This is a genomic window from Bacillus sp. EKM206B (assembly GCF_011066015.1).
GTDB classification, from domain to species: domain Bacteria; phylum Bacillota; class Bacilli; order Bacillales; family Bacillaceae; genus Bacillus; species Bacillus velezensis.
On the sequence record NZ_JAAMNL010000003.1, the window covers coordinates 507314 to 532896 of the forward strand.

The 25583-nt window shown below is 44.2% G+C and carries 34 protein-coding genes, 3 pseudogenes and 1 other annotated feature; of the genes and pseudogenes, 11 read left to right on the top strand and 26 right to left on the bottom strand.

The features are described from left to right. Positions 1 to 9: 9 nt before the first annotated feature. The 5 genes from G9F50_RS08560 to G9F50_RS08580 all read right to left on the bottom strand — a co-directional run bounded on the left by G9F50_RS08560 (position 10) and on the right by G9F50_RS08580 (position 3000). On the bottom strand, positions 10 to 417 hold the full coding sequence (locus G9F50_RS08560; protein WP_076983735.1) for an HNH endonuclease: 408 nt from the start codon (positions 415 to 417) through the stop codon (positions 10 to 12). A gap of 302 nt (positions 418 to 719) precedes the next feature. After that, complete coding sequence (locus G9F50_RS08565) at positions 720 to 872, bottom strand: hypothetical protein (protein WP_163094420.1); 153 nt, start codon at positions 870 to 872, stop codon at positions 720 to 722. Positions 873 to 1028: 156 nt separating this feature from the next. Next, positions 1029 to 1793, bottom strand: a complete 765-nt coding sequence (locus G9F50_RS08570; RefSeq protein ID WP_012118192.1) for a hypothetical protein — start codon at positions 1791 to 1793, stop codon at positions 1029 to 1031. 107 nt (positions 1794 to 1900) lie between these two features. After that, the gene (locus G9F50_RS08575; RefSeq protein WP_012118193.1) at positions 1901 to 2686 is read right to left on the bottom strand and encodes a hypothetical protein; all 786 of its coding nucleotides are present in this window, start codon (positions 2684 to 2686) and stop codon (positions 1901 to 1903) included. A gap of 125 nt (positions 2687 to 2811) precedes the next feature. Beyond that, positions 2812 to 3000, bottom strand: a complete 189-nt coding sequence (locus G9F50_RS08580; RefSeq protein WP_023357081.1) for a hypothetical protein — start codon at positions 2998 to 3000, stop codon at positions 2812 to 2814. A gap of 124 nt (positions 3001 to 3124) precedes the next feature. On the opposite strand from G9F50_RS08580, the pseudogene G9F50_RS20760 reads away from it, so the two are divergent. Then, positions 3125 to 3277: pseudogene (locus G9F50_RS20760) on the top strand (type II toxin-antitoxin system HicB family antitoxin); the annotation flags it as partial. On the opposite strand, the gene G9F50_RS08585 reads toward G9F50_RS20760, so the two are convergent. The 6 genes and pseudogenes from G9F50_RS08585 to hmpA form a co-directional block, all read right to left on the bottom strand. Then, entirely contained in the window at positions 3269 to 3784 is a 516-nt protein-coding gene (locus tag G9F50_RS08585) for a sigma-70 family RNA polymerase sigma factor (protein ID WP_060562737.1), read from the bottom strand. The pseudogene G9F50_RS20760 and the gene G9F50_RS08585 sit on opposite strands and share 9 nt — an antisense overlap. A gap of 221 nt (positions 3785 to 4005) precedes the next feature. After that, positions 4006 to 4434, bottom strand: a complete 429-nt coding sequence (locus tag G9F50_RS20560; protein WP_012118196.1) for a hypothetical protein — start codon at positions 4432 to 4434, stop codon at positions 4006 to 4008. Between the two features lie 90 nt (positions 4435 to 4524). Beyond that, on the bottom strand, positions 4525 to 4725 hold the full coding sequence (locus tag G9F50_RS08595) for an XtrA/YqaO family protein (protein WP_012118197.1): 201 nt from the start codon (positions 4723 to 4725) through the stop codon (positions 4525 to 4527). Positions 4726 to 4883: 158 nt separating this feature from the next. Beyond that, positions 4884 to 5033: a hypothetical protein gene (locus G9F50_RS20465; RefSeq protein WP_231945404.1), complete on the bottom strand. Its 150-nt coding sequence runs from the start codon at positions 5031 to 5033 to the stop codon at positions 4884 to 4886. Next, positions 5023 to 5304: pseudogene (locus G9F50_RS08600) on the bottom strand (DnaB-like helicase C-terminal domain-containing protein); the annotation flags it as partial. The pseudogene G9F50_RS08600 and the gene G9F50_RS20465, both read right to left, overlap by 11 nt. A gap of 94 nt (positions 5305 to 5398) precedes the next feature. Then, entirely contained in the window at positions 5399 to 6589 is a 1191-nt protein-coding gene (gene hmpA / locus G9F50_RS08605; protein WP_060562738.1) for an NO-inducible flavohemoprotein, read from the bottom strand. A 160-nt stretch (positions 6590 to 6749) separates the two neighbouring features. Here hmpA and G9F50_RS20765 point away from each other — a divergent pair, with 160 nt between their 5' ends. The 4 genes from G9F50_RS20765 to G9F50_RS20565 all read left to right on the top strand — a co-directional run bounded on the left by G9F50_RS20765 (position 6750) and on the right by G9F50_RS20565 (position 8005). Next, on the top strand, positions 6750 to 6821 hold the full coding sequence (locus tag G9F50_RS20765) for an SWIM zinc finger family protein (protein ID WP_141137932.1): 72 nt from the start codon (positions 6750 to 6752) through the stop codon (positions 6819 to 6821). A gap of 5 nt (positions 6822 to 6826) precedes the next feature. Next, positions 6827 to 7054, top strand: coding sequence for a hypothetical protein (locus G9F50_RS08615; RefSeq protein ID WP_007408759.1), 228 nt, complete (start codon positions 6827 to 6829; stop codon positions 7052 to 7054). Between the two features lie 169 nt (positions 7055 to 7223). Then, positions 7224 to 7733, top strand: a complete 510-nt coding sequence (locus tag G9F50_RS08620) for a type 1 glutamine amidotransferase domain-containing protein (RefSeq protein ID WP_025285115.1) — start codon at positions 7224 to 7226, stop codon at positions 7731 to 7733. A gap of 143 nt (positions 7734 to 7876) precedes the next feature. Further along, a complete protein-coding gene (locus G9F50_RS20565) occupies positions 7877 to 8005 on the top strand; it encodes a hypothetical protein (protein ID WP_256683608.1) in 129 nt (42 codons plus the stop codon). A 15-nt stretch (positions 8006 to 8020) separates the two neighbouring features. On the opposite strand, the gene G9F50_RS08625 is transcribed toward G9F50_RS20565, so the two are convergent. From G9F50_RS08625 to G9F50_RS08635, 4 genes and pseudogenes are all read right to left on the bottom strand, one after another. Further along, entirely contained in the window at positions 8021 to 8773 is a 753-nt protein-coding gene (locus G9F50_RS08625; protein ID WP_014418647.1) for an SGNH/GDSL hydrolase family protein, read from the bottom strand. A gap of 179 nt (positions 8774 to 8952) precedes the next feature. Beyond that, on the bottom strand, positions 8953 to 9159 hold the full coding sequence (locus tag G9F50_RS08630; protein ID WP_165417727.1) for a hypothetical protein: 207 nt from the start codon (positions 9157 to 9159) through the stop codon (positions 8953 to 8955). Positions 9160 to 9206: 47 nt separating this feature from the next. Beyond that, positions 9207 to 9257 (bottom strand): annotated as a pseudogene (locus tag G9F50_RS20770) (hypothetical protein); the annotation flags it as partial. Positions 9258 to 9417: 160 nt separating this feature from the next. Further along, positions 9418 to 10287, bottom strand: a complete 870-nt coding sequence (locus G9F50_RS08635; protein ID WP_021494460.1) for a cation diffusion facilitator family transporter — start codon at positions 10285 to 10287, stop codon at positions 9418 to 9420. Positions 10288 to 10509: 222 nt separating this feature from the next. Between G9F50_RS08635 and G9F50_RS08640 the strand changes: the two genes are divergently transcribed. The 3 genes from G9F50_RS08640 (at position 10510) to G9F50_RS08650 (ending at position 12440) form a co-directional block, all read left to right on the top strand. Then, on the top strand, positions 10510 to 11316 hold the full coding sequence (locus G9F50_RS08640) for a TrmB family transcriptional regulator (protein ID WP_007408765.1): 807 nt from the start codon (positions 10510 to 10512) through the stop codon (positions 11314 to 11316). A gap of 72 nt (positions 11317 to 11388) precedes the next feature. Continuing rightward, positions 11389 to 12120 (top strand): AzlC family ABC transporter permease, encoded by a 732-nt coding sequence (locus G9F50_RS08645; RefSeq protein ID WP_038464177.1) that lies wholly within the window; start codon positions 11389 to 11391, stop codon positions 12118 to 12120. Beyond that, positions 12117 to 12440 carry an AzlD domain-containing protein gene (locus G9F50_RS08650; RefSeq protein WP_007408767.1) on the top strand — a complete coding sequence of 108 codons (324 nt, stop codon included), beginning with the start codon at positions 12117 to 12119 and terminating at the stop codon, positions 12438 to 12440. Before G9F50_RS08645 ends, G9F50_RS08650 begins: the two co-directional genes overlap by 4 nt. 40 nt (positions 12441 to 12480) lie before the next feature. Here G9F50_RS08650 and sr7p read toward each other — a convergent pair whose 3' ends face one another. From sr7p to acsA, 3 genes are all read right to left on the bottom strand, one after another. Further along, positions 12481 to 12606, bottom strand: coding sequence for a small protein SR7P (sr7p, locus tag G9F50_RS20570; protein ID WP_007408768.1), 126 nt, complete (start codon positions 12604 to 12606; stop codon positions 12481 to 12483). Positions 12607 to 12725: 119 nt separating this feature from the next. After that, positions 12726 to 13991: a tyrosine--tRNA ligase gene (tyrS, locus tag G9F50_RS08655; protein WP_060562739.1), complete on the bottom strand. Its 1266-nt coding sequence runs from the start codon at positions 13989 to 13991 to the stop codon at positions 12726 to 12728. Between the two features lie 50 nt (positions 13992 to 14041). After that, positions 14042 to 14274 (bottom strand) — a binding site (T-box leader). 53 nt (positions 14275 to 14327) lie between these two features. Further along, positions 14328 to 16046, bottom strand: a complete 1719-nt coding sequence (acsA, locus tag G9F50_RS08660) for an acetate--CoA ligase (RefSeq protein WP_060562740.1) — start codon at positions 16044 to 16046, stop codon at positions 14328 to 14330. A gap of 158 nt (positions 16047 to 16204) precedes the next feature. Here acsA and G9F50_RS08665 point away from each other — a divergent pair, with 158 nt between their 5' ends. From G9F50_RS08665 to G9F50_RS08675, 3 genes are read left to right on the top strand one after another with little or no spacing between them, the layout of a single operon-like run. Beyond that, complete coding sequence (locus G9F50_RS08665) at positions 16205 to 16837, top strand: GNAT family N-acetyltransferase (RefSeq protein ID WP_015240397.1); 633 nt, start codon at positions 16205 to 16207, stop codon at positions 16835 to 16837. Between the two features lie 24 nt (positions 16838 to 16861). Continuing rightward, on the top strand, positions 16862 to 17506 hold the full coding sequence (locus G9F50_RS08670; RefSeq protein ID WP_060562741.1) for an acetoin utilization AcuB family protein: 645 nt from the start codon (positions 16862 to 16864) through the stop codon (positions 17504 to 17506). Continuing rightward, on the top strand, positions 17503 to 18669 hold the full coding sequence (locus G9F50_RS08675; RefSeq protein ID WP_060562742.1) for an acetoin utilization protein AcuC: 1167 nt from the start codon (positions 17503 to 17505) through the stop codon (positions 18667 to 18669). Before G9F50_RS08670 ends, G9F50_RS08675 begins: the two co-directional genes overlap by 4 nt. Before the next feature lie 9 nt (positions 18670 to 18678). Here the strand turns inward: G9F50_RS08675 and motS are convergent, their stop codons facing one another. From motS to murC, 8 genes are all read right to left on the bottom strand, one after another. Beyond that, positions 18679 to 19368 (bottom strand): flagellar motor protein MotS, encoded by a 690-nt coding sequence (gene motS, locus G9F50_RS08680; RefSeq protein WP_003152387.1) that lies wholly within the window; start codon positions 19366 to 19368, stop codon positions 18679 to 18681. Beyond that, complete coding sequence (gene motP / locus G9F50_RS08685) at positions 19358 to 20173, bottom strand: flagellar motor protein MotP (RefSeq protein WP_052827732.1); 816 nt, start codon at positions 20171 to 20173, stop codon at positions 19358 to 19360. Before motP ends, motS begins: the two co-directional genes overlap by 11 nt. 68 nt (positions 20174 to 20241) lie before the next feature. Then, the gene (gene ccpA, locus G9F50_RS08690) at positions 20242 to 21246 is read right to left on the bottom strand and encodes a catabolite control protein A (RefSeq protein ID WP_060562743.1); all 1005 of its coding nucleotides are present in this window, start codon (positions 21244 to 21246) and stop codon (positions 20242 to 20244) included. A gap of 279 nt (positions 21247 to 21525) precedes the next feature. Beyond that, a complete protein-coding gene (locus tag G9F50_RS08695) occupies positions 21526 to 22602 on the bottom strand; it encodes a bifunctional 3-deoxy-7-phosphoheptulonate synthase/chorismate mutase (protein ID WP_003152383.1) in 1077 nt (358 codons plus the stop codon). 236 nt (positions 22603 to 22838) lie between these two features. Continuing rightward, on the bottom strand, positions 22839 to 23165 hold the full coding sequence (gene ytxJ / locus G9F50_RS08700) for a bacillithiol system redox-active protein YtxJ (RefSeq protein WP_060562744.1): 327 nt from the start codon (positions 23163 to 23165) through the stop codon (positions 22839 to 22841). A 25-nt stretch (positions 23166 to 23190) separates the two neighbouring features. Next, positions 23191 to 23592 carry a YtxH domain-containing protein gene (locus tag G9F50_RS08705; RefSeq protein WP_060562745.1) on the bottom strand — a complete coding sequence of 134 codons (402 nt, stop codon included), beginning with the start codon at positions 23590 to 23592 and terminating at the stop codon, positions 23191 to 23193. Positions 23593 to 23624: 32 nt separating this feature from the next. Beyond that, positions 23625 to 24047 (bottom strand): DUF948 domain-containing protein, encoded by a 423-nt coding sequence (locus G9F50_RS08710; protein ID WP_007408777.1) that lies wholly within the window; start codon positions 24045 to 24047, stop codon positions 23625 to 23627. A gap of 155 nt (positions 24048 to 24202) precedes the next feature. Next, positions 24203 to 25501, bottom strand: coding sequence for a UDP-N-acetylmuramate--L-alanine ligase (gene murC / locus G9F50_RS08715; protein WP_165406538.1), 1299 nt, complete (start codon positions 25499 to 25501; stop codon positions 24203 to 24205). Positions 25502 to 25583: the final 82 nt, after the last annotated feature.

Below are 25583 nucleotides of genomic sequence, written 5' to 3' on the forward strand. Positions count from 1 at the left end.
TCTTACTTATTAATATTTATCCCACCAAGGATTTAATAAATTTTGGTGTACCTCGATCCGTTCTGCTATCCCATTTGCTCTTTTATCGACAGATACAACCGGGAAATTTGCTTTAGCCAGTAAAGGCATTGTTTTTTTGCTGTGAGTATTTATTATCTCTGGATACAGCATTGCTATTTTATTCGCAAGAGCAGGAGCCAATGTTCCAGTTGAAGTATCAGGAAGTGAACCTTTCCAGCCGGCTACCGAAGTATGTTGGGACATAAAAAACTTTGTCTTTTTAGGATAATACGACTTTGAATATGATTTACCTGCTTTAATATCCTTCCCTAAAAATTCTCTATTATGGAGAAAAACCCTTCCATATTTTCCGCTATAAGTGTTACTTTCATATAATCGTTTTTTCCTTCTCCCCACCTCTTCTTTCCGGGTTCCTCCTGTTGTGGCACTTTAAACAGATCGTTTTATGATTTGGATCATCTCTTAATGTGATGAGATTGTGGACCGTATTTGCCTCCTATTAATCCACGACGACGTCACTCACAACACAAATAGCCGTCCCTAATTAGAACGGCTTTTCTTACCCGCTTCCAGCTTGCTGTATTATAGATTTTGTCTAATTCGTCACGTTGCCTTGCCATGCTTATTCCTTTTCTGATTTATCTGAACAGACTACACACGACAAGCATAAGAACGTGAGCGAAATAACCCATAACGTCTCAATGGATGCGAATAAATTGTTTCCATGCTCTATCTCCTTTACTCAACATAATAAAAGCTTCAGTGGAAAGCGGCTTGGGCGTTGGCATCCTTTCAGCCGCACACCTCAGATTCTTTCCTAATTCCTCAAAGGCTTGACTAATTGTTTTCATGTAATCCCTCCAATCATATTCTTTCTAAACTGCCCCCGCACTCAAGCCGTTAACCGCCAATAGTTCTCCCTGAGATTTACCGGGTTCAGTTTACAGAGAATATAAAAAGGCATCTAAGATAGATGCCCGGCCTAAAGTGAATAGCCTCAGCGCAGTTTAGGCGCCAAGACTATTTTCATTTTTTATTTTTTCTTCAAGTTCTGCCACCACACTTTCCAACACTTCCTCGTACAGTTGGGCAGATCTCGTTAATCTGTGAGTTTCTATTAATATCTTACTTGCTATCATCAGACCCATCATGAGTAGAGTTATTGCGTTAATGTAATTAATCATAGCATTACTAATAAGGTTGAATGTATTCCCATATACACTTTTTATAGTATCCATTACCTCTGGTTTCAGAATTAAACCCGATATTAATCCTAAAATCACTCCAATGGATGTGTTAGTTAAAAAGTCTTCTGCTTTTTTGGTAGTACTAGACTTATAATATATTCTTAATGTTTTAACTTTTTGTAAGGCTGTGTGCTTGTCGGTTCCAGCCCAATCATTAATTGATTCTTTGAGATTATCAACTTCTGATATAACATCATCTATATCAGAACAATCATGTAAAAATCCTTCATATTTTAGATCTCTTTCAAAAGCCCTGCTTTTTCTATATCGCAATTTATACAAAAAAGTAAGGCACCAAAATAAACATGAAAATATTAATAAATTCATGAATAAAAATACTGTATATTGTATTATTAATTCCGTGTTTTGTTTAAATATAATAGCTAAACCTATTCCTATTGCAAATTCCCATAAAAGATATTGAGCATATTTAACTGAATAATTCCGAGATGGTATAAACAAAAATTTAAAAATCTTTTTCATCCCAACCCATAAGATAGAAATTATTTTCTTTAAGATTCTCACTGTGTCCTCCTACAAATCAACTTCTAAAATTGGAGAGATAATTCAACAAAAAAACATTGGCGAAATAGTTTAACGTTTCCTCTGAAACGGTTAATCCTCTTGCTCCTTCATTTCTCTTCTTGTACCCTCTTCATTAATGTTTGAAGTGGTTTACGATCCTTTTTTTGTGCTAGAACTTTTATAAAGTAATCCTCCTCGTTCTTGTATCTGAACAAGGTTTGGACATATCTCTTTTTGTATCTCAGATTCGTATTTGATAAAAGTCTATTATATATTCTGTTACTTGATAATTTGCTGTTTTGGAAATAAAAATCATTCGTCAAAATCGTTTTAGCATCTTCGATACTATGAAAATAACTTGTTAACATTCTAAATAAAAAATAATATGTCCTATATTTAGAAAGTTCTTTTTTAGATTCGTTATCAAATGGTGAAATTCTCAATAATTCATTCAATAATTCTTCTATAAGAGCTAGTTGTTCTTGATCTTTACCAATACCAGCTATATCCTCCATAGCTTCATATCTCAATACAGCGTTGTATGCTCTTATAATCTTTGGAGAAGCAAATTTAAGATTATTTCCTATATGATCATTTATTTTATCTAATTGATTCTCTTTCTCCCATATTTGTATTACTTCACCTTTAAAATGATCTTTTCTAAAAGCTGTTTGATAGTCATAATACATATATATCTCCAATAAAATTGGAGCAAACAATTCATTATAAACTACTCTTTCACTATTCTTTCTTTCTCTTTTTAATGTCAGACGGTGTGAAAAAAATTGAGCAACACAGGCTCCCACAAATCCACCTAATAATGTGGTAGTTGCAGTTAAAGTAGCTGGTCTAAGATTTTCTGGAATCCATGAAATAATGTCTATGTCATTCACCTCCCAGATTATTATCGGTGAATGATAGTAGCAAAGAAACAGTTTGCAAAATTTGTCGAACGATTTTACCGGAAGTAGTTTACAGAGAATATAAAAAAACACCCAGTAGGGTGCAAAAAAACAACTTATCTCTTTTTAACTTTAAAAGAAGTGACCTGCTGCATATTTATTACAACGGCTGATCCATTATGTTCATATTCGTACCAATCTTTACATGCCTTAATTTCGTCGATCAGTGCTCTTGCAGATTCAGCTTCAATTCTAGTTGATCTAGAATTTTCATTATCAAAACTAAAAACAACATTAAAAGTCAATAGTTTCACCTCCCACCTTATTATCGGCAAAAGAACGTGATAATGGAGCCATTTGCGAAATTTGTCGAACAAAAGTTCCTTTCATAAATTAATCTCAACCGTAAGACAAAATGATTTTTTTCAAAATAAATGCGGTGAAAAAACACTAACTGTACCTAAATGGCTGGCGGAAGCAGCAGAAAAAGAAGGTGTAAACTTTTCGCAGCTTCTTCAATTTGCATTACGTGAGCGGCTTGGCATTAATAAAAGATCAAAAAATACAGCCTGTTTAAGCTAAACAAAAAAGGCTGGCATTTGCTCTATTTTTCATTTTTAAGCGGGATCGTTCAATATTTTTTTGAACGGTTCCTTTTTTTATATTGAGTAAAGCGGCTATTTCTTCAAAAGACAAATTTTGCACAGCGTGCATGATAAAAATATCTTTCTCCCGGTCTGTCAGTACAGATAAAGCATCCTCTATTCTTTCCCTATCCCAATCACTCACCTCTCCATCAGGCTCCTGAATGATGGCATACTCTTCCGGAAGTGCATCAATTAAACGAGGATCAGATAGGATTGTCCTTTTATACACATCCCTACGATCAGCACCACGGCGGGCACCGGGTTGTCTCCCATTCTGCAGCCATTCAATTGTATATTCAAGGTCGCTAATCATGCCACCAATGATCTTTTTATCGCTTTTTTGTTCAGCGGTTAAGAGACTGTCAGCAACCTGCGATAACTGCCGGTACGTCTTTTTGACATCTTTCAATGCGTTTTTATATTCAATGATTAAATCTTGCATATGCTGTTATTTCCCCTTAAGCCGCTCCCGGATCGTTTCGGTCTTGTAACCCTTTAATCCCCAAAAGTGGGGAAAAACGCTCTGGAATGAATCCTATGCGGTTTTATCAGCATACTTTTCCAGCTCTCTCCCAAAACACAAAAAACGGACACCAACCAAAGTACAGATTTTCATCCGTACAATGATCAGTGTCCGCAGGCTTTCCGTCTTGGACGTAGATATTAAATAATTCCTAATTCCTTCCGTTTTTCTGTGAATTTTTTTGTTACATAATCATAAAGCCTTTTATCATCGTCTACTTTTGAACTTTCGTAGTTATTCATCCTAGCCATTTCATTTATTCTAATTGAAGTATCATAGAGATCATTTACCATAACTTCTAACTCAATGGGACAAAATGTCACAAAACTTTCAATAATGCCTTTAATTTTTGTAATCTGTTCGTGTGAGAGACCATCATATCCTTTTGGTGTATAAGCATCTGTCATAATTATATTATATAAAGGCGAATAAACTTTATTGAGTGCCTCCTCTAAATATCGCCCATCACGTAATTTCTTCTCTCTTTTATATTGACCTCTATTGGAAAAATAAGCTGTGACTATGGATGTAATAATTATTAATAATACTTGGTATAAAAAATTCAACAAAATAATAATCCCCATTGTTTTTAGGATTATTATAGCAGATCAACCTCTCATAAAATAGAAAATATTCAAAATTAAGTTAAACCTATTGAGTTATCTAAACAATTCGCCTTCATCCCACTTAACACGGGTTACTTTTCCTTTACTCGTGACAATTTTTGTTTCTCCATGCTCAGGGAGCGGCGTCATTTTTGCTTCTCCATTTGAAACAATGACAGCAAAATTTTCATACTTTGCCATGTCAATTATAAGTTTATCCTTCTCTATTATAGAATCTAATTTTATTAGTCTCAAATAGTTGCCCTCCTTTTGAATCATTTAGCTTTCCGGAAGCGGAATGGCTATCAATTTCTTTTAAATATCCGGTCGTTACCGCTTACGGCAATAAAAGTCTTTATCCTAACCTGATCTTTAGTTTCTCGTATTCAAGCAAATAAGCGTTCATCCTGTCTTTAAATTTCTCTTGCAAATAAAAATTCAGCGCCTCTTCCGAATCCTGCAGCCGTACCGTTTTTTTCTCGTACACCAAAAATTTCGATCAGCAGGATAAGTGAGTAATAATTGTGTCGAAGCGCTGCCTCATACCAATCTCTAATCGTCAAAACGCCGCTCCAGGTTGACAAAAAGCCCGTATTCTTTGATGAACGCCAGTGAAACAGTTCCGACCGGGCCGTTTCGCTGCTTGCCTATAATGATCTCAATAATATTTTTGCTTTCGCTTTCTTTGTCGTAATAATCATCTCGATAAAGAAACCCAATGACATCCGCGTCCTGTTCAATTTGTCCCGATTCTCTTATGTCTGACATCATCGGTCGTTTATCCTGCCGCTGTTCACCGCCCCGTGAAAGCTGACTGAGTGCAATAACACCAATATGGCACTTAATTCAGCCCTTCCTTGCAAGAGAATAAAAAAAGCACCCAACCCGGGTGCTTGATGCATTAAAATCATCGCCCTTCCTTCTCCAATCACACCATACTCAGCTGCGGTTCAAATAATTCATAGTGAATGGATTCCGGCGGTGTATTGAATTCAGAAATCAGCTTTTTCATTTCTTTAATGAACGACGGTGATCCGCACAGGTAAAAATCAGCATCTTTATCTGTCATCACTTCTTCTAACAGCTGTTTGTCAATCCGGCCTTCCCGAAAACGAATGTTTTCTGAACGGTCTTGTTCGGACGGCTCGCTGTAAATAAAGAGGGTGTCAACGGATGAGTGTTCCGCGGCTTCTTCAGCTTCATGCCGCAACGCATGATACTCTCCGCTCCTTGCCGCATGGATAAAGAGAACGTTTCGCTGCGGCTGGGTTTTGGCAACCGTCTTTAACATGCTGATCATCGGGGTAATTCCGACACCGGCACTGATGAGAACCAGATTCTTTTTAGAATCAGAGTCTAGTACGAAATCCCCGGCCGGAGCGCTGATCTCAATTGAATCCTTTTCGTGTAATTGGTCATTCAGATATGAAGAAACAATTCCGTCTTTTTTCACGGAAATCCTGTAATAATCCTTACTGGATACATCCGACAAACTGTACTGGCGGATATGCGTATAGCCCGTGTCCGGAATGTATACTTTTACACTGATATACTGCCCCGCTTTGAATTCGGGGAGAACTTGTCCGTCTTCCGGTTTTAAATAAAACGACGTTATCTCTTTGCTTTCTTTTACCTTTTTATCAATTTGAAACGCCTTATAGTCTTTCCAGCCGCCTTTTTGCGTTTCCGCTTGTTCATACATGTCCTTCTCAATTCCGATAAAAGCGTCTGCAATGACGCCGTATGCTTTTTCCCATGCCTGAATGACCTCAGGAGCAGCCCCGTCTTTTAGCACATCCTTTATCGCGATTAACAAGTACTTCCCAACGATTGGGTAATGCTCGGGCTTAACACCGATACTCCGGTGTTTATGGCTGATTTGTTTGACGACGGGGACTATGTTTTCCAGCCGGTCAATATTGGCTGCGGCTGCAATCACAGCATTCGACAAGGCCGTACGCTGTGTTTTTTTCTTTTGATTTGTCTGATTAAAGATATTCAGCAGCTCAGGGTGATGCTGAAACAGCAGGTCATAAAATCGGCCTGTGATTTCTTCACCATGCTCTTCTAAGACCGGCACTGTGCTTTTAATGATTTCAATCGTTTTTTCATCGAGCATTCTAAAAATCCCCCTAAAGATGTATGCATCTCGATTGACCTGAGAAAATAATCGTTTTTGAATTCTTTTTTATAGATTTCCCCGCTCAAAAAGGGTTAGCCGTTCCAATTTGAGGCGGATTCAGGAAAAATCAGAAAAACGAAATTGCAGCTGAAAAATTGTGGACTTGCCATGGTGTACTTGTCCGATGCAAAACCCTCCTTGTCAGCATTTAATAAAGTACGGGAGGTGAGATGAATGGGTAAAAAATCGAAAGTGTATTACTGTGACCCTAAGTATATTGTGACTGACAAGTATACTGACAAAGAAGTGGTTTACGTCCATCCCATCAAACACATTAACAGAGAGCATATCCGTTATGTTCCCCGCCACGTTTATAAGGAAGAAACAATTCACGAAGTCATTGATCCGGGCGATCCGGGGAAATGCGGGTGTAAAAAGCAGAAAAAAAGACGCAAAAAGTAATTGGTTCGATTTCTTGCCTTATCTCAAGTTAAACACGTAAGTTTCAGCAAACCTCCGTACCTTTTGGCTCCTCTTTTTCAGAGGGGTCTTTTTTCATAAGCAAATACGTTGTGAGGCGGGAATCCGCCTGATATTCTTGTCATATACAAATTCACAGGAGGCATGATGTATGAGCAAAAAAATCGCAGTTCTGATGACAGATCAATTTGAGGATATTGAATATACAAGCCCGGCGGAAGCATTTAAAGAAGCGGGCCACAGTGTGGTGACAATAGATTTGGAAGCAGGGAAAGAAGTGACGGGCAAGCACGGTGAGAAAGTAAAGATCGATCAAGCGATCTCAGACGCAGACCCCAAGGAATTCGATGCGTTATTGATTCCCGGAGGCTTTTCACCGGATCTTCTGCGCGGAGATGACCGCCCGGGTGAATTCACTAAAGCATTCGTGGAAAATCAGAAACCCGTTTTCGCCATCTGCCACGGCCCGCAGCTGCTGATTGATACCGACCTTCTTAAAGGAAAAGATATCACGGGATTCCGCAGCATCCGCAAAGACTTAATCAATGCCGGCGCACATTATAAAGATGAAGAAGTCGTCGTGAGCCATAACATCGTAACGAGCAGAACACCTGACGATTTGGAAGCCTTTAATCGCGAATCATTGAACCTGCTGAAATAAGAGAAAAAAGCGCAGACCCGTTCAGTCTGTGCTTTTTTTTATGGATTTATAAAGAAACACCAATAGTTAGACCTATTCTCTCCCCCATCCATAATAAGTAAAATAAAGAGTGGGTTTTTCAACACTCGACGGGAGGTTCACTTATGTGGATGATCATTTTGCTGCTTATCATTTTAGTCGGTTTTACCGGTAATATCGTCTCGCTTTTGAGAGCGCAAAAACACGCATCTCAAAGAATAATTGAGCTTTTAGAAAAGCAAAGCCGAAAATAATCTGTTAGCGCTGTGTTACCCATAATAGTAATAATAATTCCGGCAGATTTCCTGAAATATGATTTGATGCCCTTTCTCGTTCGGATGAAGACCTTCTGACATGCACATGCTGCGGAAAGCGGGATTATACGGGTCGATAAGATCAGTATCAAACAGATCGGCATACGGTACAGAGAGGAGTGTGCAGGCTTCTTTTTGGGCTTTCACATAGTCAGCCAGCTTCAGACCCAGTTTATTTTTATCAGTATCACGGCGGACGATTTTTCCTTTTGATATTTTTGCTTGTCTCGTTGGGGTCACCACAATGATGCTCGCGCCTTTATTTCCGCTTCGCAACTGCTGGATCACTTGGCAGAAGCCTCCGTAAAATGTGGTGATATCCTTTTCATCTGTACCGATGGGAATGTGGTTGCACCAATCATCATCTGTTCCCTGAACAATGATGACATCATGTCCCTTTGTTTTAAGCGCCTGCTGATAAATGTTACCGCTTCCGTTGTTGCTCATGTTAACGCCGCTGACAGACAGATTGGTTATTTCAGCGTTTGTCCGGTCTTTCAGAATGTCACCAAAGCCGTATTCCGCACGCAGCCCCCGGGCGACGCTGTCACCTAAGATCGCGATTTTTGAAGCCTTCCGCAGCCTGCTTATGCTGATGAAGTCAATGCTGATATGCCCGCTGTCCGTGATATGCAAAAGCTTGCTGCTTATGTTTGGCAAAGAGACTGTCTTTCCTTCAGAGTTATAAAAATCCTCATTCAGCTTCATTCGGCGTCATCCCTTCCTTTTTATCCTCCGGCATCTTTTTTGACATAAAAAACGGACACGAACAAACAGCGCCATGTTGTCAGTTCAGTGTCCGCGGATGATGATACCGGATCTTTTATGCAGTTCTCTTGCCATTATAGCAGATCCCCGTTACTTGTAATAGAGTCTGCAGTCAGCATTTAAAACAGCGTTTGCGGGTGCGTTTTTGATGAGACCGTCTGCTGCGGGAACGGTGTGTCCGGCGATGCGTCCGTCTTCTGCTGCGGGAGCGGTGTGTCCGGTGATGCGTCCGTCTTCTGCTGCGGGAGCGGTGTGTCCGGTGATGCGTCCGTCTTCTGCTGCGGGAACGGTGTGTCCGTTTTCTGCTGCGGGAACGGCGCGAACATTTTTTAGAAACCGGTTCTTGGTATAAATACTCCCCTAAACCTTCTCTTTCCGCAACGGCAACTCCATGTTCAATTTCTTTAACAGAAATAGCGTTCAATTCTGTTCACCTCCCTTTTTCTTTACAACATAACGTATGAAATGAACCCCTCACGTGTATAAGCTTCTCTCTCATATGAGCGAGAAATAGTCATTTATACAACAAAAAGACCCGTGGGAACGGGCCTTTTGCCGGGAACAAACGCAAACATAAGATCGATTTATTTCTTCCTCTCGCTCTCCGGCTCGGGGTGAATCATTACCTGTGCTTGTTTGAATTCATTCGTAATATCTCTTTCAATGCGGTCACACAGGTCGTGCACGTCTTTAATCGTCACGTGAGAGGCTACGACCAGGTGAAAATCAATATACTCCTGCGGGCCGGAGCGTCTTGTACGAAAATCGTGAATTTCAATAAATTCCTGTTGAAATGTTTCAATAATCTTTAAAATTGTTTTTTCTTCCTCTTCCGACAAACGGGTATCAATCAGCGGCGGGAATGCTTCTTTCATTAACTTAAACGCTTCATATATGATATACATCGCCAGCACCATACCTATAACGGGATCAAGTATGTACCACTCCGTTACGGTAACGACCAAAAGGCTTGCCGCTACACCTAATGATGTGTACACGTCAGTCAGTAAATGCAGGGCATTTGATTTCATTGCCACGGAATTAACCTTTTCGGCTTCTCTTTTTACGAACTTCGAAACGATCAAATTAATGAGAGCCCCCGCAAGCATCACAACAATGCCCAATACGGGCAGATGAACCGGCGCCGGGTTGACCAGTTTTTGAACGCATTCATATATCATCCAAATCCCTGCCGCAAAAATCAGAATCGTCTCGATAGTCCCCGACAGATTCTCGACTTTTCCATGACCGTACGGATGCCCTGTATCAGCCGGCTTTTTTGAAATTCTGACGGAGATAAAGGCGATGAAGGCGGCGATCAAATCTAAAAAAGAATGAATGGCTTCAGAAAGTATCGCGACAGATCCGGTTATTATCCCCACCACTATTTTGAGCATGACGACCAGGGAATTGCTTATAACCGATAAAAAAGCGATTTTAGAGGTGTTTTCCACCGTGATCCTCCTCTTTTTAACTTCTTGAATTTATCGTATCAAACGGCATTCGTGTGGGTCTACGGCAACGTTTTTCACAAAAGCCATACATGTAACTCACCATAAACTAAGTTGGAAAGCGACAAAACAGGCGCACCTTTCTTTCAGCACTCAAGTCCCATTGACAAGATATAATCGCTTACATTATAGTAGTTTCATGAATAACCACTACGGAGGATGTTTATGGAGGATGTTCTGAAAGAATTACAGAAGTTTGGATTTTCTCAATATGAATGTAAAGCATATATCGGCTTGTTGAAACACTCGCCTGTTACCGGATATGAAATCAGCAAAAGGTCAGGCGTCCCCCGCTCAATGATCTATGAAGTATTGGGGAAATTAGTTGATAAAGGCGCTGTCCATATTGTGCCGTCTGATCCGGTTACATATGCCCCGCTGGCCGGAAAGGAATTAATCGACCGGCTCCGGCACGATTTCGAGAGCTCATTCGGCTACCTTGAGGAAAAGTTATTGGCTCTGGAAAGCGAGCAGGAGATGAATGTCATCCGCCGCATCAGCACGAATGATCATGTCATCAATGAGATGAAGGATATGATTGAAAAAGCCGAGGAAGAGTTGTGGCTGTCTGTCTGGGAACAGCAGATTCCCTTTATTCAAGAAGCCGCTAACAAACGCGCCGCCGAACAATTGCCCGTCTTTTCGATTGTGTTCGGCCCTCCAGAAGTGAAGCTTGGAAATACGACAAATCATAATATGTCTCCTGAAGTGGCGGAGAAACGGATGGGCGGGAGATTAACGATAGCTGCCCGCGATAATAAAGAAGTCTTAATCGCCAATTTTTCCCCGCAGACGAATGCCTGGGCCATTAAATCAGAAGATCCCGCTCTCGTTCTCGTGGCCATGGAATATATGAGGCACGATCTGATGTTCGCGGAGCTTGTGAAAGAAGTAGGGGCTGAAAAAGTTGAGGGCCTGATGAAACAAAACCATTCGTTATTTCATGTCGTCACCGGAAATCGGTTCATATAAATGTGAACCGTATTTTCTTTGATTTTTTCATTAGTCGTTATCATTATAATCTCTATGAAAGGAGTATAAAAAATGATTAACACAGAAGTGCAAAAAACCGCCGTTTCCCGGGAAATGAACGATACGTTTTTACAGGGGGTGCGGGATTGTGTGCCTACGCTGCTGGGCTATATGAGCATCGGTTTTGCTTTCGGCATCGTTGGCGTTGCCTCTCATCTAAGCATTCTTGAAATTTGTTTGTTATCTTTGTGTGTCTATGCCGGCGCCGCCCAATTTATTATTTGCTCGCTCCTTGTTTCCGGGAGTCCGATTTCCGCCATTATTTTAACGACGTTTATCGTCAATCTGCGGCACCTTCTGCTGAGCCTGACCATCGCGCCGTATTTCACGAAATACTCTTTGGCGAAAAATATCGGCTTCGGGGCTTTGCTTACTGACGAATCTTTCGGGGTAGCGGTGAACAAAGCGGCTCAGAACGGCAGGTTATACGATAAGTGGATGAACGGCCTCAATATAACCGCTTACATGTGCTGGGTTATTTCCTGCGTAATGGGCGGGCTTCTCGGACAATGGATATCTGATCCTTACGCGCTCGGCCTGGACTTTGCTTTGCCCGCTATGTTTGCGGCGCTGCTTGTGCTGCAATTGCAGTCGTCCGCTTCGGAAAAGCTGAAGCACAGCCTCTCCTTAATTCTCTATATGATCATTTTTATGGTCTTGTTATCGTATTTCGTCCCGTCACACATCGCGGTTATCGCCTCAACCGTGATTGTGGCAACGATCGGGGTGGTGACGGACAAATGAGCATCAGCACACAAATGATCTGGATTATACTCGGCTGCATGATTGTTACACTTGTGCCGCGCATTGTTCCGTTTATATTTGTCCGGAACATTCAGATGCCTGAGTTGGCTTTAAAATGGCTCTCCTTTATTCCGCTTTGCATTTTGACGGCTCTGGTAACGGAAAGCATGATTGTGAAAACAAACAGCGCTTTGACCTTTGATTGGAAAGCAATGATCGTTCTTATCCCGACATTGCTTTGCGCGATGCGGACAAAAAGCTTATCCATCACGGTCATCACAGGAGTCGTGCTGATGGCCGCCGTCAGGCTGATATGGTGACAATCAAAAGCCTCCATTCCGCAGAATGGAGGCTTTACCTTTATGATGTCGGATTTTCTTCTTCCGTCTCTGATTCCTCGGCTTTGGCTTCGGCGTTTATGCTTTGCTGCTGTTCCCAATGATCCCGCTGCAATCTTTCTTTTGCGATGGTAAACATGAAATTCACGGCGCAGCACCCCTTCCCTGTTTTGCTTATACTATGTACTGTACTCATTTCCCCGTGCAGTATTCACAAAACATAAAAAAGCAGCCTGCCGCATTGAGCGGCCGGACTGCTTTTTATTTTCAGTACGTGATCAGGAAGTATTTTTTCTTTCCGCGGCGCAGTACGGTAAATTGATCTTCAATGCGGTCTTCCGCAGTCAGAAGATGCCCGATGTCCGTCTGGCGCTCGCCGTTAATGTAAACAGCTCCGTTTTGAATGTCTTCGCGGGCCTGCCGTTTTGAAGGCGACAATTTAGATTCCACAAGCACGTCTACTAAAGACAGTTCTTCAGAGCGGTCTTTTTCAAACGAAGGTACATCTTTAAATCCTACCTTGACGTCTTGAGCGGAGAGCTCTTTAATATTGCCGCTGAACAGCGCCTGGGAGATATGAACCGCCTGCTCAAGCGCTTCGCGGCCGTGTACAAGAACAGTCACCTCTTCAGCGAGACGTTTCTGCGCTTCTCTTTTCTCAGGAGCCGTCTCCGTTTTTTCAGCATAAGCTTCAATTTCCTCTTTTGATAAGAAAGTAAAGTATTTTAAGTATTTGACGACGTCGCGGTCATCTGTATTGATCCAGAACTGGTAGAATTCGTACGGCGATGTTTTTTCTTTATCAAGCCAAATGGCGCCGCCTTCCGTTTTGCCGAATTTCGTGCCGTCAGCTTTTGTGACGAGCGGAATGGTAAGACCGAAAGCTTTCGCCCCATCTTCTTCTGATTTTCTGATCAGTTCAAGACCGGCCGTGATGTTGCCCCACTGGTCACTGCCTCCGATTTGGAGTTTGCAGTTCTTTTCTCTGTACAGATTCAGAAAATCGTAGGATTGCAGGATCATGTAGCTGAATTCCGTGTAAGAAATTCCGGTTTCAATTCTTGAGCTTACAGTATCTTTCGCAAGCATGTAGTTAATTCCGAAGTTCTTTCCGACGTCGCGGAGAAATTCAATGATGCTCAGCTTTCCGATCCAGTCAAAGTTGTTCGCTATGACAGCGGGGTTTTCTCCGGCCTCGAAATCTAAAAATCGGGAAAGCTGATTTTTAATTTTTTGCGACCATTCGACAACGATATCCTGAGTATTTAACGTACGTTCCGCTTTTTTGCCGCTCGGATCGCCAATCAGTCCCGTCGCGCCGCCTACAAGCGCAATCGGATGATGGCCTGCAAGCTGGAAACGGCGCAGTGTCAATATCGGCAGAAGGTGTCCGATGTGCAGGCTGTCAGCCGTCGGGTCAAACCCTGAGTATAAACGGATTTTTTCTTCGTTCAGCTGTTTATTCAGTCCTTCTTCATCCGTCATTTGCTGGATTAAGCCGCGGAATGATAAATCCTCTAATAAGTTAGTCATTTTGTCTGCTCCTTTGTTTATGAAAATAAAAAACGCCCCTTCGTTTAAAACGAAGGGACGATATAATCGCGGTACCACCCTACTAATAAAAGCATAAAAAAGCTTTTATCACTCTTTTTGATAACGGACCGTGTCCGTTCTTTCACTACTGAAAGCCTTGGAATGGCTTTGTTCGCAAAAGCGGTTCATGAGTGTATTCGGCATATCTTATGTGCTGATTTTCACCGGCCATCAGCTCTCTTGAACAATCAGATACCCTACTTGTCTCAATCAAAACCTTTTCGTATGAAGCTTACTCATTTTTAACATAAATAAGATACGATGTCAACGCCGGCTTTAATCTTCCATTGTGGACAGGTCGCCTGCCGGCAGGTTCAGCTCCCACGCCTTCAGCACACGTCTCATGATTTTTCCGCTCCGTGTTTTCGGAAGTTTATCTTTGAATTCAATTTCCCGCGGTGCGGCATGCGCGGCAAGCCCCTGTTTTACAAAGAGGCGAATGTCCTCCTTCAGCTGATCGGATGGCTCATGCCCTTCTCTGAGCGCGATAAACGCTTTAATAATTTCTCCCCGGACAGGGTCCGGCTTTCCGATGACGCCGGCTTCGGCAATCGCCGGATGTTCAACAAGTTTGCTTTCGACTTCAAACGGGCCGACACGCTCGCCGGATGTCATGATGACATCATCGACTCTGCCTTGGAACCAGAAATAACCATCTTCATCCATATAAGCAGAATCTCCGGAAACATACCAGCCGCCCGGCATGAAATAAGAATCATATTTCTCTTTGTTGTTCCAAATGGAATCCATCATCGACGGCCAGCCCTTTTTAATGGCGAGATTTCCCATTCGGTACGGCGGAAGCTCATTTCCCTGATTGTCAACGATCGCCGCTTCCACTCCCGGAATCGGTTTCCCCATTGAACCCGGCTTGATCTCCATGCAAGGATAATTGCAAATGAGCTGTCCGCCTGTTTCTGTCATCCACCACGTGTCGTGGATGCGCTTGCCGAATACTTTATGTCCCCACTTGATGACCTCGGGGTTCAAAGGTTCTCCGACACTCAGGACGTGACGAAGTGAAGTAAGGTCAAATCTGGATGCCATTTCATCTCCGGCGCCCATAAGCATTCTGAAAGCCGTTGGAGCGCTGTACCAGACGCTGACACCGAGCTTCTCAATCGTGCCGTACCAGTTTTCCGGACTGAATCTGCCGCCGACGATCACATTCGCCGCTCCGTTCAGCCACGGCGCAAATATCCCGTACACCGTCCCGGTCACCCAGCCCGGGTCCGCAGTGCACCAGTAAATATCGTCTTCTTTAAGATCAAGCACCCACTTGCCGGTCTGGTATTGCTGAATCATGGCTTCATGAACGTGGAGCACACCTTTAGGCGTTCCGGTAGACCCTGATGTGTAGTGAAGCAGGTAGCCGTCTCTTCTGTCCATCCATTCAATATCAAGTTTCGTGCTTTCTCCCTCAGCCGCTTTATCATAATGAATGATTTTATCTCCCGCTTCTTTGCTGCCGCCGACAATGAAAATATGCTCGAGGTCGGGCAGGCTGTCCGCCGGAATCCGTTCGGCCAGTTCAGGTGTTGTCACGACAACCTTTGCCTGGCTGTTCAAGAGGCGGTCTTTGACGGCGCCTTCCATAAACGCTTCAAATAAAGGACCGGCGATCGCACCGATTTTAATTGCGCCGAGCATGATAAAGTAAAGCTCCGGCGAACGCGGCATGAAAATAAAAACGCGGTCCCCTTTTTCCACGTTTCCATACCGTCTCAGTACATTTCCCGCCCGGTTCGATTCCTCCATCATTTCTTTAAATGTGTATTTTTCATCCCGGTTTGCGTCCTTGTAATACAGCGCTACTTTGTTTTTTCGAAATGATTCGGCATGACGGTCAATCGCTTCGTACGCCGCATTCAGCTTCCCCGTCTGATGCCAGGAAAATGCAGCTTCGACCTCTTTCCAATCGAAGCTGCGGTACGTTTCCTCATAATTTCGCAGATGATAATTCCCCTTTTCCGCCGGCAACGCTTTCAAATTCATGCAACATCCCCCTTTGCTTATCTATAGACTAATTATAGTAGATGTTCACAGTTTTCTCAATTTTTAAAATATAAATTACAACACTATTGAAAACGCTTTATATTTTGTTATGCTTAAAAGAGATGTGTTTTTATTAAGAACCGACAGGCGGTGAATCAGTGAAACATCATAAAACGTATCATTCTTCATCAATTCAGACAGCAGCCGGCCCTCTTTTGGTAGAAGGGCCCGTTCCTCCAGAGGACCTAGCACAGTATGAGTTTCATGAAGGCCTGACAGCCTTTCGCCTTCCTCATGAACAGCACAAAGCGTTAATCGAGATCGCCGGGCTTCCTGAAGGTCGGATCATTATTGCCAGGGACGGACAGACGATTATCGGCTATGTGACGTATTTATATCCTGATCCGCTTGAACGGTGGTCTGACGGAAATATGGAAGACCTCCTTGAACTCGGGGCGATCGAGGTCGCTCCCGGCTACAGGGGCTGTTCTGTCGGAAAAACTTTGCTGACAGTCAGCATGATGGATGAACAGATGGAACGGTACATCATCATGACGACGGAATATTACTGGCATTGGGATTTAAAAGGAATGAAAAAAGATGTGTGGGAATACAGAAAGATCATGGAAAAGATGATGAATGCCGGGGGTCTTGTCTGGTTCGCAACGGATGAACCCGAAATCAGCTCTCATCCGGCCAATTGTCTGATGGCCCGCATCGGCAGGCACGTCAGTCAGGAGTCAATTGAACAGTTCGACAGGCTTCGTTTTTATCAGCGATTTATGTATTGACTGACATACAAAGGGGATAAAAAGATGATTGCAGAACAAATCATGAAACGGGACGTCATCACCGTCTCAAAACACGACTCCATTGAAACAGCCGTCCGTAAAATGAAGATATATCATATCCGCCATCTCCCTGTCATCGACGACGAGCTGCACGTCATCGGTATTGTCACAGACAGAGACATTAAACAGGCCGGCCCCGGCAGCTTCGAACAAAAGGAACGCGGCGCATTTCTGACAAACAAAGTGGAGACCATTATGAAGCGGAATGTCATCTGCGCTCATCCGCTTGACTTTGTGGAAGAAATATCCGCTTCCTTTTATGAGCACGGCATCGGCTGTCTGCCGATTACGGTAAACCATAAGCTGACGGGCATTTTAACGAAAACCGACGTGCTCCGGACTTTCGTCAGCCTGACAGGCGCGGCCCAGCCGGGATCACAGGTGGAAATCCTGGTGACGGATATGACAAAAAGTCTTGCTGATCTCAGCTGCATGTGCCGTGATCTTCAGCTGCAAATCCTGAGTGTGCTCGTCTATCCCCATGATTCCGCCGGGTCAAACATTCTCGTCTTCCGGGTGAAGACGATGAATCCGCTCCCTTTTATCCGTTCCGTTCAAGAAGCCGGATACAATGTCTTATGGCCGAAACATTTGAGGGATCAGCCATGAGAGACAGCGTTTTTGTTTACTCGCCTTCTTATCAGACGTATCAATTTCATCAGGAACATCCGTTCAATCAGCGTCGTGTGCTTTTAACATACGATCTGCTTCAGGCGGCGGGTGCGTTTGACGAAGGAGATATCGTCACACCGCGCACGGCCGCTAAAGAAGAGCTGGCTCTCGTTCATACGGAGGATTATATACAGGCGGTGGAACTAGCGGGTGCGGGCCGGCTCCCTGCCGCAGAAGGAGAAAGCTACGGTCTCGGAACGGAAGACACCCCCGTTTTTGCCGGCATGCATGAAGCCGCGTCACTTCTGGTGGGCGGCACCTTAACGGCGGCTGATTATGTCATGACGGGACAAGCTAGCCACGCCTGCAATTTAGGAGGCGGCCTTCACCACGGCTTCCGCGGCAGGGCCTCAGGCTTTTGTATCTATAATGACAGCGCCGTGGCCATCCAATACATCCAGAAGAACTACGGGGCAAAAGTGTTATACATTGATACAGACGCCCATCACGGCGACGGCGTTCAATTTACGTTTTACGACAGGTCTGATGTCTGCACTGTTTCTTTTCACGAGACCGGGCGTTATTTATTTCCCGGGACGGGACAGGTACTGGAAAAAGGAAGCGGGCAGGGCTACGGCTATTCTTTTAACATTCCGCTGGACGCTTTCACAGAGGACGATTCCTTTCTTCACGCTTACAATACGGCCGCCTCAGAAATCGCGGCTTTTTTTAAGCCGGATGTGATTCTTACCCAAAACGGTGCGGACGCCCATTATTACGACCCATTGACACACCTGTCCAATACAATCTCCATTTATCAGGAGATCCCGCGGCTCGCTCATTCATTAGCCCATCAATTTTGCAGCGGCAGATGGATCGCGGTCGGCGGCGGCGGATACGATATTTGGAGAGTCGTCCCGAGAGCATGGAGCCGTATTTGGCTTGAGATGAAAGGGATTGATCCCGGGGAGCGCATACCGCAGAAATGGATTGATAAATGGCAGAAGCACTCCCCCTGCACGTTGCCCGCTTTTTGGAGTGATCCTGAACAATTATATCCTCCGATTCCCCGCAAAGAAGAAATTTCAGAAAAAAATGCCCAAACCGTGGAAAAAGCACTTTTTGCCATCCGGTCTGAGCAGCGGTATAAAACTAAATAAAAAACGACCTTATGAGGAGGTCGTTTTTTTGATCACAATTTCTACACGGCGGTTTTCTTTCATATGTCCGGGACTTTTGTTGTCCTTCACAGGTTTCGTATCCGCATACCCGGCAGAGATAAACCGTTTGGCGGAAAAGTCTTCATTCGCGGTAAAATACCGGATCACACTCGCCGCTCTTGCAGACGACAGCTCCCAATTTGACGGAAATTGATAGGTGGAAATCCGGCGGCTGTCCGTATGGCCTTCTACCTGTATGTCATTCGGAATTGTTTTTAAAAGCACCGCGATCTGATGCAGAACCGGCTCGGCGTTTTTCAGCACATCCGCTTTTCCTGTCTGAAACAGAACGGCCTCCTGAAGCACCAGAACCACTCCGCGCTCATCGCGCTTCGCCGTCAATTTCGAACTCAAATGATGCGCTTTTATGTATGTCTTCACGTTTTGCAGGAGCAAATCCTGTTCTTTATTTTCGTTTGCTTTGTCTGATGACGCCGGTTCACCCCCGCTGCCGTTTGTATGAATCGATGAAACGGCAGATTGAAATTTTTCCGCGTCTATTTGCGACATCGAAAAAAGCAATATAAAGAACACGAGAATGAGCGTGATCAAGTCAGCGAACGTCACCATCCATCTCGGTGAACCGCCGGAATGTTCCGGTTTGTTTCTTCTTTCAAAACGCTCTTTTCTAAGCTTCATGGACAGCGCCCTTTTTCTTGTTCGCAGGCTGTCCTTTACGCCAGTCTTCTCTTGAGCTGAAGACGACGAGCTGACTTTCGAGGTTGCGGGGATTTTTGCCCGATTGGATGCCGACAACCCCTTCGATCATGACCTGTTTGATGAAAATTTCACTTTCCGTTTTTTCTTCAAGCTTTGCCGCGATTGGGATAAATACCAAGTTGGCAAGCAGCGCTCCGTACAGCGTCGTCAATAGCGCAACAGCCATGTTCGGTCCGAGGGTATGCGGGTCATTTAAGTTTTTGAGCATGAGAACGAGTCCGACGAGCGTCCCGATCATTCCCCAGGCGGGTGCGAAATCACCGGCTTTTTCAAAAACGCGTCTACCTTTTCTGTGTCTTTCTTCCATCGCGGCGATCTCAGAATCCATCACCAGCCGGATCGTTTCCTCGTCCCAGCCGTCAATCGCAAGCAAAAGCCCTTTTTTTAAAAACGGATCCTTGATCTCACGCGCCTGGTCATCCAGAGACAGAAGCCCCTGCCTGCGCGCCTGCTCCGAAAGGCTGACAAATACTCTGACAAGCTCTTTCACATTGTCATCCTGACGGGAGAATACCTGTTTCAGAACAGAAGGGATTTTCTTTAAATCCCTCGGCGGAAAGCTGATAAAGATCGCCGCAGCAAGGCCGCCTGTGACGATTAAAAAAGAAGTCAGATCTAAAAATGAACTGATTCCCGCCAGTCCCGTCCCTGACAGAATACCGATTGCGACAATAATACAGCCTAACATAAAGCCAACGGGCGTCAGATAATCAAAACGTTTCATATCTTCTCCTTACTCAAGTAAAAAAGCAAGATTCCACCCCTCAGAGTGAAGCTTGCTTTTCCGTTTTTTTATGACTTGGTTGATTGTCTTAATTCGATGCGGTGAGGCAATTCGACGACCTGCTCTTCAACCGGCTCTTTGTTCATCAGTTTTGTCAAAAGTCTCATCGCCACGGCGCCGATATCGTACGTAGGCTGCACGACTGTTGAAAGCTGAGGGCGGACCATCAGGCTCAATCTCGTATTGTCAAAACCGATAATATCAAGATCATCAGGTATCGAAAGACCTTGATCTTGGGCCGCATGGATAATGCCGAGGGCCATTTCATCCGTCGCAGAAAGAATCGCCGTCGGTTTCCGGTCAAGGCCCATCAAGCTTTGAAGCGCCTCCATACCGGAATCATAGGTGTAATCGCCTTCCGCTACGAATTGCTCGTTAAACGGAATCGCCGCTTCTTCAAGCGCCCGTTTGTACCCTTGCAGTTTTTTCGAACGGTTGATCGGCTCTTGCATCGGTCCGGAGACGAATGCAATATCCCGATGCCCTTTATCAATGAAAAGCTTAACGGCATCATAAATCGCCTGTTCATAATCAATGGCGACAGAAGGCGTCTCGCCCTGTTCTTCCACTGATGCCGCCAAGACGATCGGCACAGGAGAGCGCTTAAATTCTTCGACATGCTCGTCCGTAATGTTGCCGCCCATAAATACGATACCGTCCACTTGTTTGCCGAGCATCGTATTTAACAGATGCAGTTCTTTCTCAAGATTTTGGTCCGAGTTGCTTAAAATAATATTATATTTGTACATCGTCGCGATATCTTCAATTCCACGCGCAAGTTCAGAGTAGAAAATGCTTGAGATATCAGGGATGATGACGCCGACCGTAGTCGTTTTTTTGCTTGCAAGCCCTCTTGCCACCGCGTTCGGGCGATAGCCGAGCCGGTCAATGGCTTCCAATACTTTTTTTCTGGTCGTCGGTTTTACATTCGGGTTGCCGTTCACGACGCGGGAAACAGTCGCCATACTGACATTTGCTTCTCTGGCCACATCGTATATCGTAATGTTGCTCACTGAAACCACTCCTTTTACTGGATACACTTATCCTTATCTATAGCATAAACACTTTATGTAAAGAAATGTCGTACGATTTCGCATTCTGTCGTTTATGATTGTAAGCGTAAGTCAGTAGTGTACATTATTTTTCATTATTCATCAAATTTAAATATCTCTCATGAAATTATACACGTTTTTCCCAGTGATGAAAACGTTCACTTTCATTTTATAATTAAATAAAATGAAGATACGAAAAAAAAGCCGCGCGAGGCGGCCTTTAAAGAGCGGAACGTTGTATTATGCTTTTACTTTCAGCATTGGCTTTAATTCGTTCAGCCATTTCTCGAATTCAGGTATATCCATCTGCTGCGCAGAGTCTGAAAGGGCAACGGAAGGATCAGGGTGAACTTCGGCCATCACGCCGTCAGCGCCGATCGCAAGCGCCGCTTTTGCTGTCGGAAGCAGGAGATCGCGGCGGCCTGTTGAGTGTGTGACGTCAACAAACACCGGCAAGTGAGTTTCCTGTTTCAAAATCGGCACGGCAGAAATGTCGAGTGTGTTTCTCGTTGCCGTTTCGTACGTTCTGATTCCGCGCTCACAAAGAATGATTTGGTCGTTTCCTTGTGACATGATGTATTCAGCTGCATTGATGAACTCTGAAATTGTTGCGGCAAGACCGCGTTTTAACAATACCGGCTTTTTAACGGAACCGGCGGCTTTCAGCAATTCAAAGTTTTGCATGTTCCGCGCGCCGATCTGAATGACGTCAATGTAATCAATCGCTTGCTCAATGTGGGCGGGCGTTACGATTTCACTGATCACCGCGAGGTCATATTCATCAGCGACGCGTTTAAGAATTTGCAGGCCTTCTACGCCGAGACCTTGGAAATCATACGGACTTGTGCGGGGTTTAAACGCACCCCCGCGCAGGATTTTAATGCCTTGTTTTTTCGCTGCGGCCGCTACTTCGGCAACCTGCTCATAGCTTTCTACGGCACAAGGTCCGACGATGAATCTCTGATCGCCGTCACCGATTTTTTCACCTTTAATATCAACGATCGTATCTTCTGCTTTTTTCTTCCGGGAGACGAGCAACGCTTTGCTGTGATCCTCTTCTTGAAGTTCAAGTCCGGCTTTGAAAATTTCTTTGAAAATATGCTGGATCGTTGAGTTTTCAAATGGGCCGTCATTGCTTTCAATAATGCGGTTAAGCATTGTACGCTCTCTGACAGGGTCAAATCGGTTGACACCCTGTGCTTCCTTTGCTTTACCGATTTCTTTTACAACGGCTCCGCGTTCATTGATTAATTTAAGGATTTCTAAGTTTAGTGCGTCTGCCTGCTGTCTTAGGCTCTCTAATTCCTTGTTGCTCATCTTTTTCATCCCTTCTATGCTATGTTTTATTTTAATGGTTAACATGCATCTTACTACAGTTATGCGAAAATAGGAATATGAAATAATAAATTTTTTCACATTCGTCTTTATCACCAAAACGCTTTTAAGCTTTTATGCGTTGAAGCAGTATATATTGATATCCTACATGATCCGGCTGAAATGATCAATAGTTTTTTTCAAAAAAAAAACCGCCGGTATCAACCGGCGGCCAGCAATTATGAAAGGTGCTCCTCTATTGCGTTTTTTGTGATTTGTGAATGAGACGCGTGCCATTTCACTTCGCCGTTTGCAATGACGAATACTTGCGGGCTTTCATGTTTCACGCCGTATGTCTCGGCGATATAGTTTGAAAGCGGCCGGCTGTCCTGCACCTGCAGGTAATAAGAAGGCACTTCCGAATGCGCCGATGCAAAGGCGTCAAACTCCTGAAACGCGGCTTGGCTGATCGGGCAGGTTGTGCTGTGTTTCAAAAACACGAGCGTGTTTTCTTTCTCAGCGGCATTTTTGAACTCTTCTTCAGACGATATCAGCTGTTTTGTCATGTCGGTTATCTCTCCTTATTGAGGATCAGCGATTTGCCTGACCGGCTTTTTCCGCTTCGGCCTTGATGCTTTGGGCCGTGTCCTGCATTTCGCTTCTCGTCTCTTCGGCTTTCTCGGTTAGTGTGCTCTTAGAACGGTCTTTTAAATCCTTCACTTTATTCATAATCTGGCCTGACTGATCAGCTACCAGCTGGGTGATATTAGATGTTTTGTCTTTGGCGATGCTGACATATTGAGAGCCTTTTTCTTTCGCGTCGGCCGTCATTCTGTCCGTCTTATCCTTTAACGCAGAAGCCTGACTGCCGAGATCGTCGCGCAGCTCCTTACCTGATTTAGGCGCCAGAAACAACGCCGTTGTCGCGCCGATAATTCCCCCGATCAGCGTTCCGATTAAAAAATCCTTACTATTGATTCCATCTTTGCTCATTATGATTCCTCCTTAGTGGATTTTTCTTATGATTAAAGCGATGTTTTTTTCTTTTGCTTCCACTTGTCCCATATTTCCATAGCGGCCTGGCTCCAGGTGACAACCTGACTGATCTTATCCTGATTCTCTCTTACAGAGGCCGTAACGGAACCTGCTGCCTGCTTTATGGATGTATTAAACTGCTGGACGGAAGTTCCCACTTCCTGGACAGCATGGACAACCGTATTTAATTTCTCTGATTTTTCCTGAATGTCTTCCGCGAGACGGTTTGTCTTATGTAACAGCTCGGTTGTCTCTGCGGTAATGCCTTTCATCTGCCCTTCAAGGCCGTCTAAAGTCGAGGCAACGTTTGTTAAAGTCATCTGCACGGACTTTAATGTTTTGGACAGATAGATGACGAGGATGAGAAATGCAACGGCAATGAGTGCGACGCTTAAGTAAAGAATGATGATCATCTAATACCTCCTTAATGCAGGATATAGTGGTATATACCCAATTCTTAAAATGATAAACATATATGAAAGATCTGTATGTATACTATTTCTCCGTTTCTCGGTAAATCCCTTTGCAGCACGCGCAAAAAAGCAGTGAGAGCCCCACTGCTTTTTCGTTACGCTATGACGTTTTCATAGGCTCTCATATATTTTTGAATGTCTCCGGCGCCCATGAAGATCAGCACTGCGCCTTCATGCGCTTTTAACACGGATGTGTCATTTTCTTCAATGAGTTCTGCGTTAGCGATTTTTTCCTGAAGATCCGTGATCGTGAGCTTGCCGACGTTCTCGCGGGCAGAGCCGAAAATGTCGCACAGATACACGCGATCGGCCGCGCTTAAACTTTCTGCGAATTCATCAAGGAATGATTGCGTCCGTGTAAACGTATGCGGCTGAAATACCGCGATGATTTCACGTTCGGGATATTTTTGGCACGCCGCCTCAATCGTGACTTTGATTTCAGTCGGATGGTGGGCGTAGTCGTCGATCAGTACCTGGCTGCCGATCACTTTTTCATTGAATCTGCGTTTGACGCCGCCGAATGATTCAAGTCCGCGCTTAATCATGTTCACGTCTATCTCTTCATAGTGGCAGAGCGCAATAACCGCTAAGGAATTGAGGACATTGTGATGCCCGTATGCCGGGATGTAGAACGTATCGTAAAACGTATTGCGGACAAAGACGTCAAATGTCGTGCCTTCCGTATTTTTCACGATGTTTCTCGCTTGAAAATCATTTTCTTCTCCCGTGCCGTAATACACGACAGGCACATTGGCGTGAATTTTCGGCAGGTACTCGTCATCACCGCAGGCAATGATGCCTTTGTTGACTTGAAGCGCCATGTTTTGGAAAGCATCAAACACATCGTCAATGTTGGCGAAATAATCAGGGTGGTCAAAATCAATATTCGTCATAATCGCATAATCAGGCTGATAGCTCAAGAAATGACGGCGGTACTCGCAGGCTTCAAATACAAAGTATTCGCTGCTTTCATTTCCTCTGCCCGTTCCGTCCCCGATAAGAAACGAAGTCGGCTTCGCCTGCTGCATCACGTGTGCCAAGAGGCCCGTTGTGGACGTCTTGCCGTGTGCGCCCGTTACCGCGACACTTGTGTATTTTTTCATATATTCAGCTAAAAATTTATGATATCTGATGACAGGAATCCCTTCAGCGAGCGCCTTTGCGATTTCCGGATGAGAATCAGGGAATGCGTTTCCGGCGATTACCGTTAAGCCCGGTTTGATATTATCGGCGCTGAACGGATAGATCGGGATATTTCTTTTTTCAAGGGCAGCCTGAGTGAAAATCTGCTTCTCGATATCCGATCCCTGCACCTGATACCCTGTATCATGCAGGATTTGAGCAAGCGGGCTCATACCTGTCCCTTTTATTCCAACAAAATGATAAACAGTCATAATCGTACCTCCAACAAACGTCTATCTGTTCCCCAGTATATGACGCTCATTTCATTTTGCGACCGCCGCGGGCAAAAAGCCC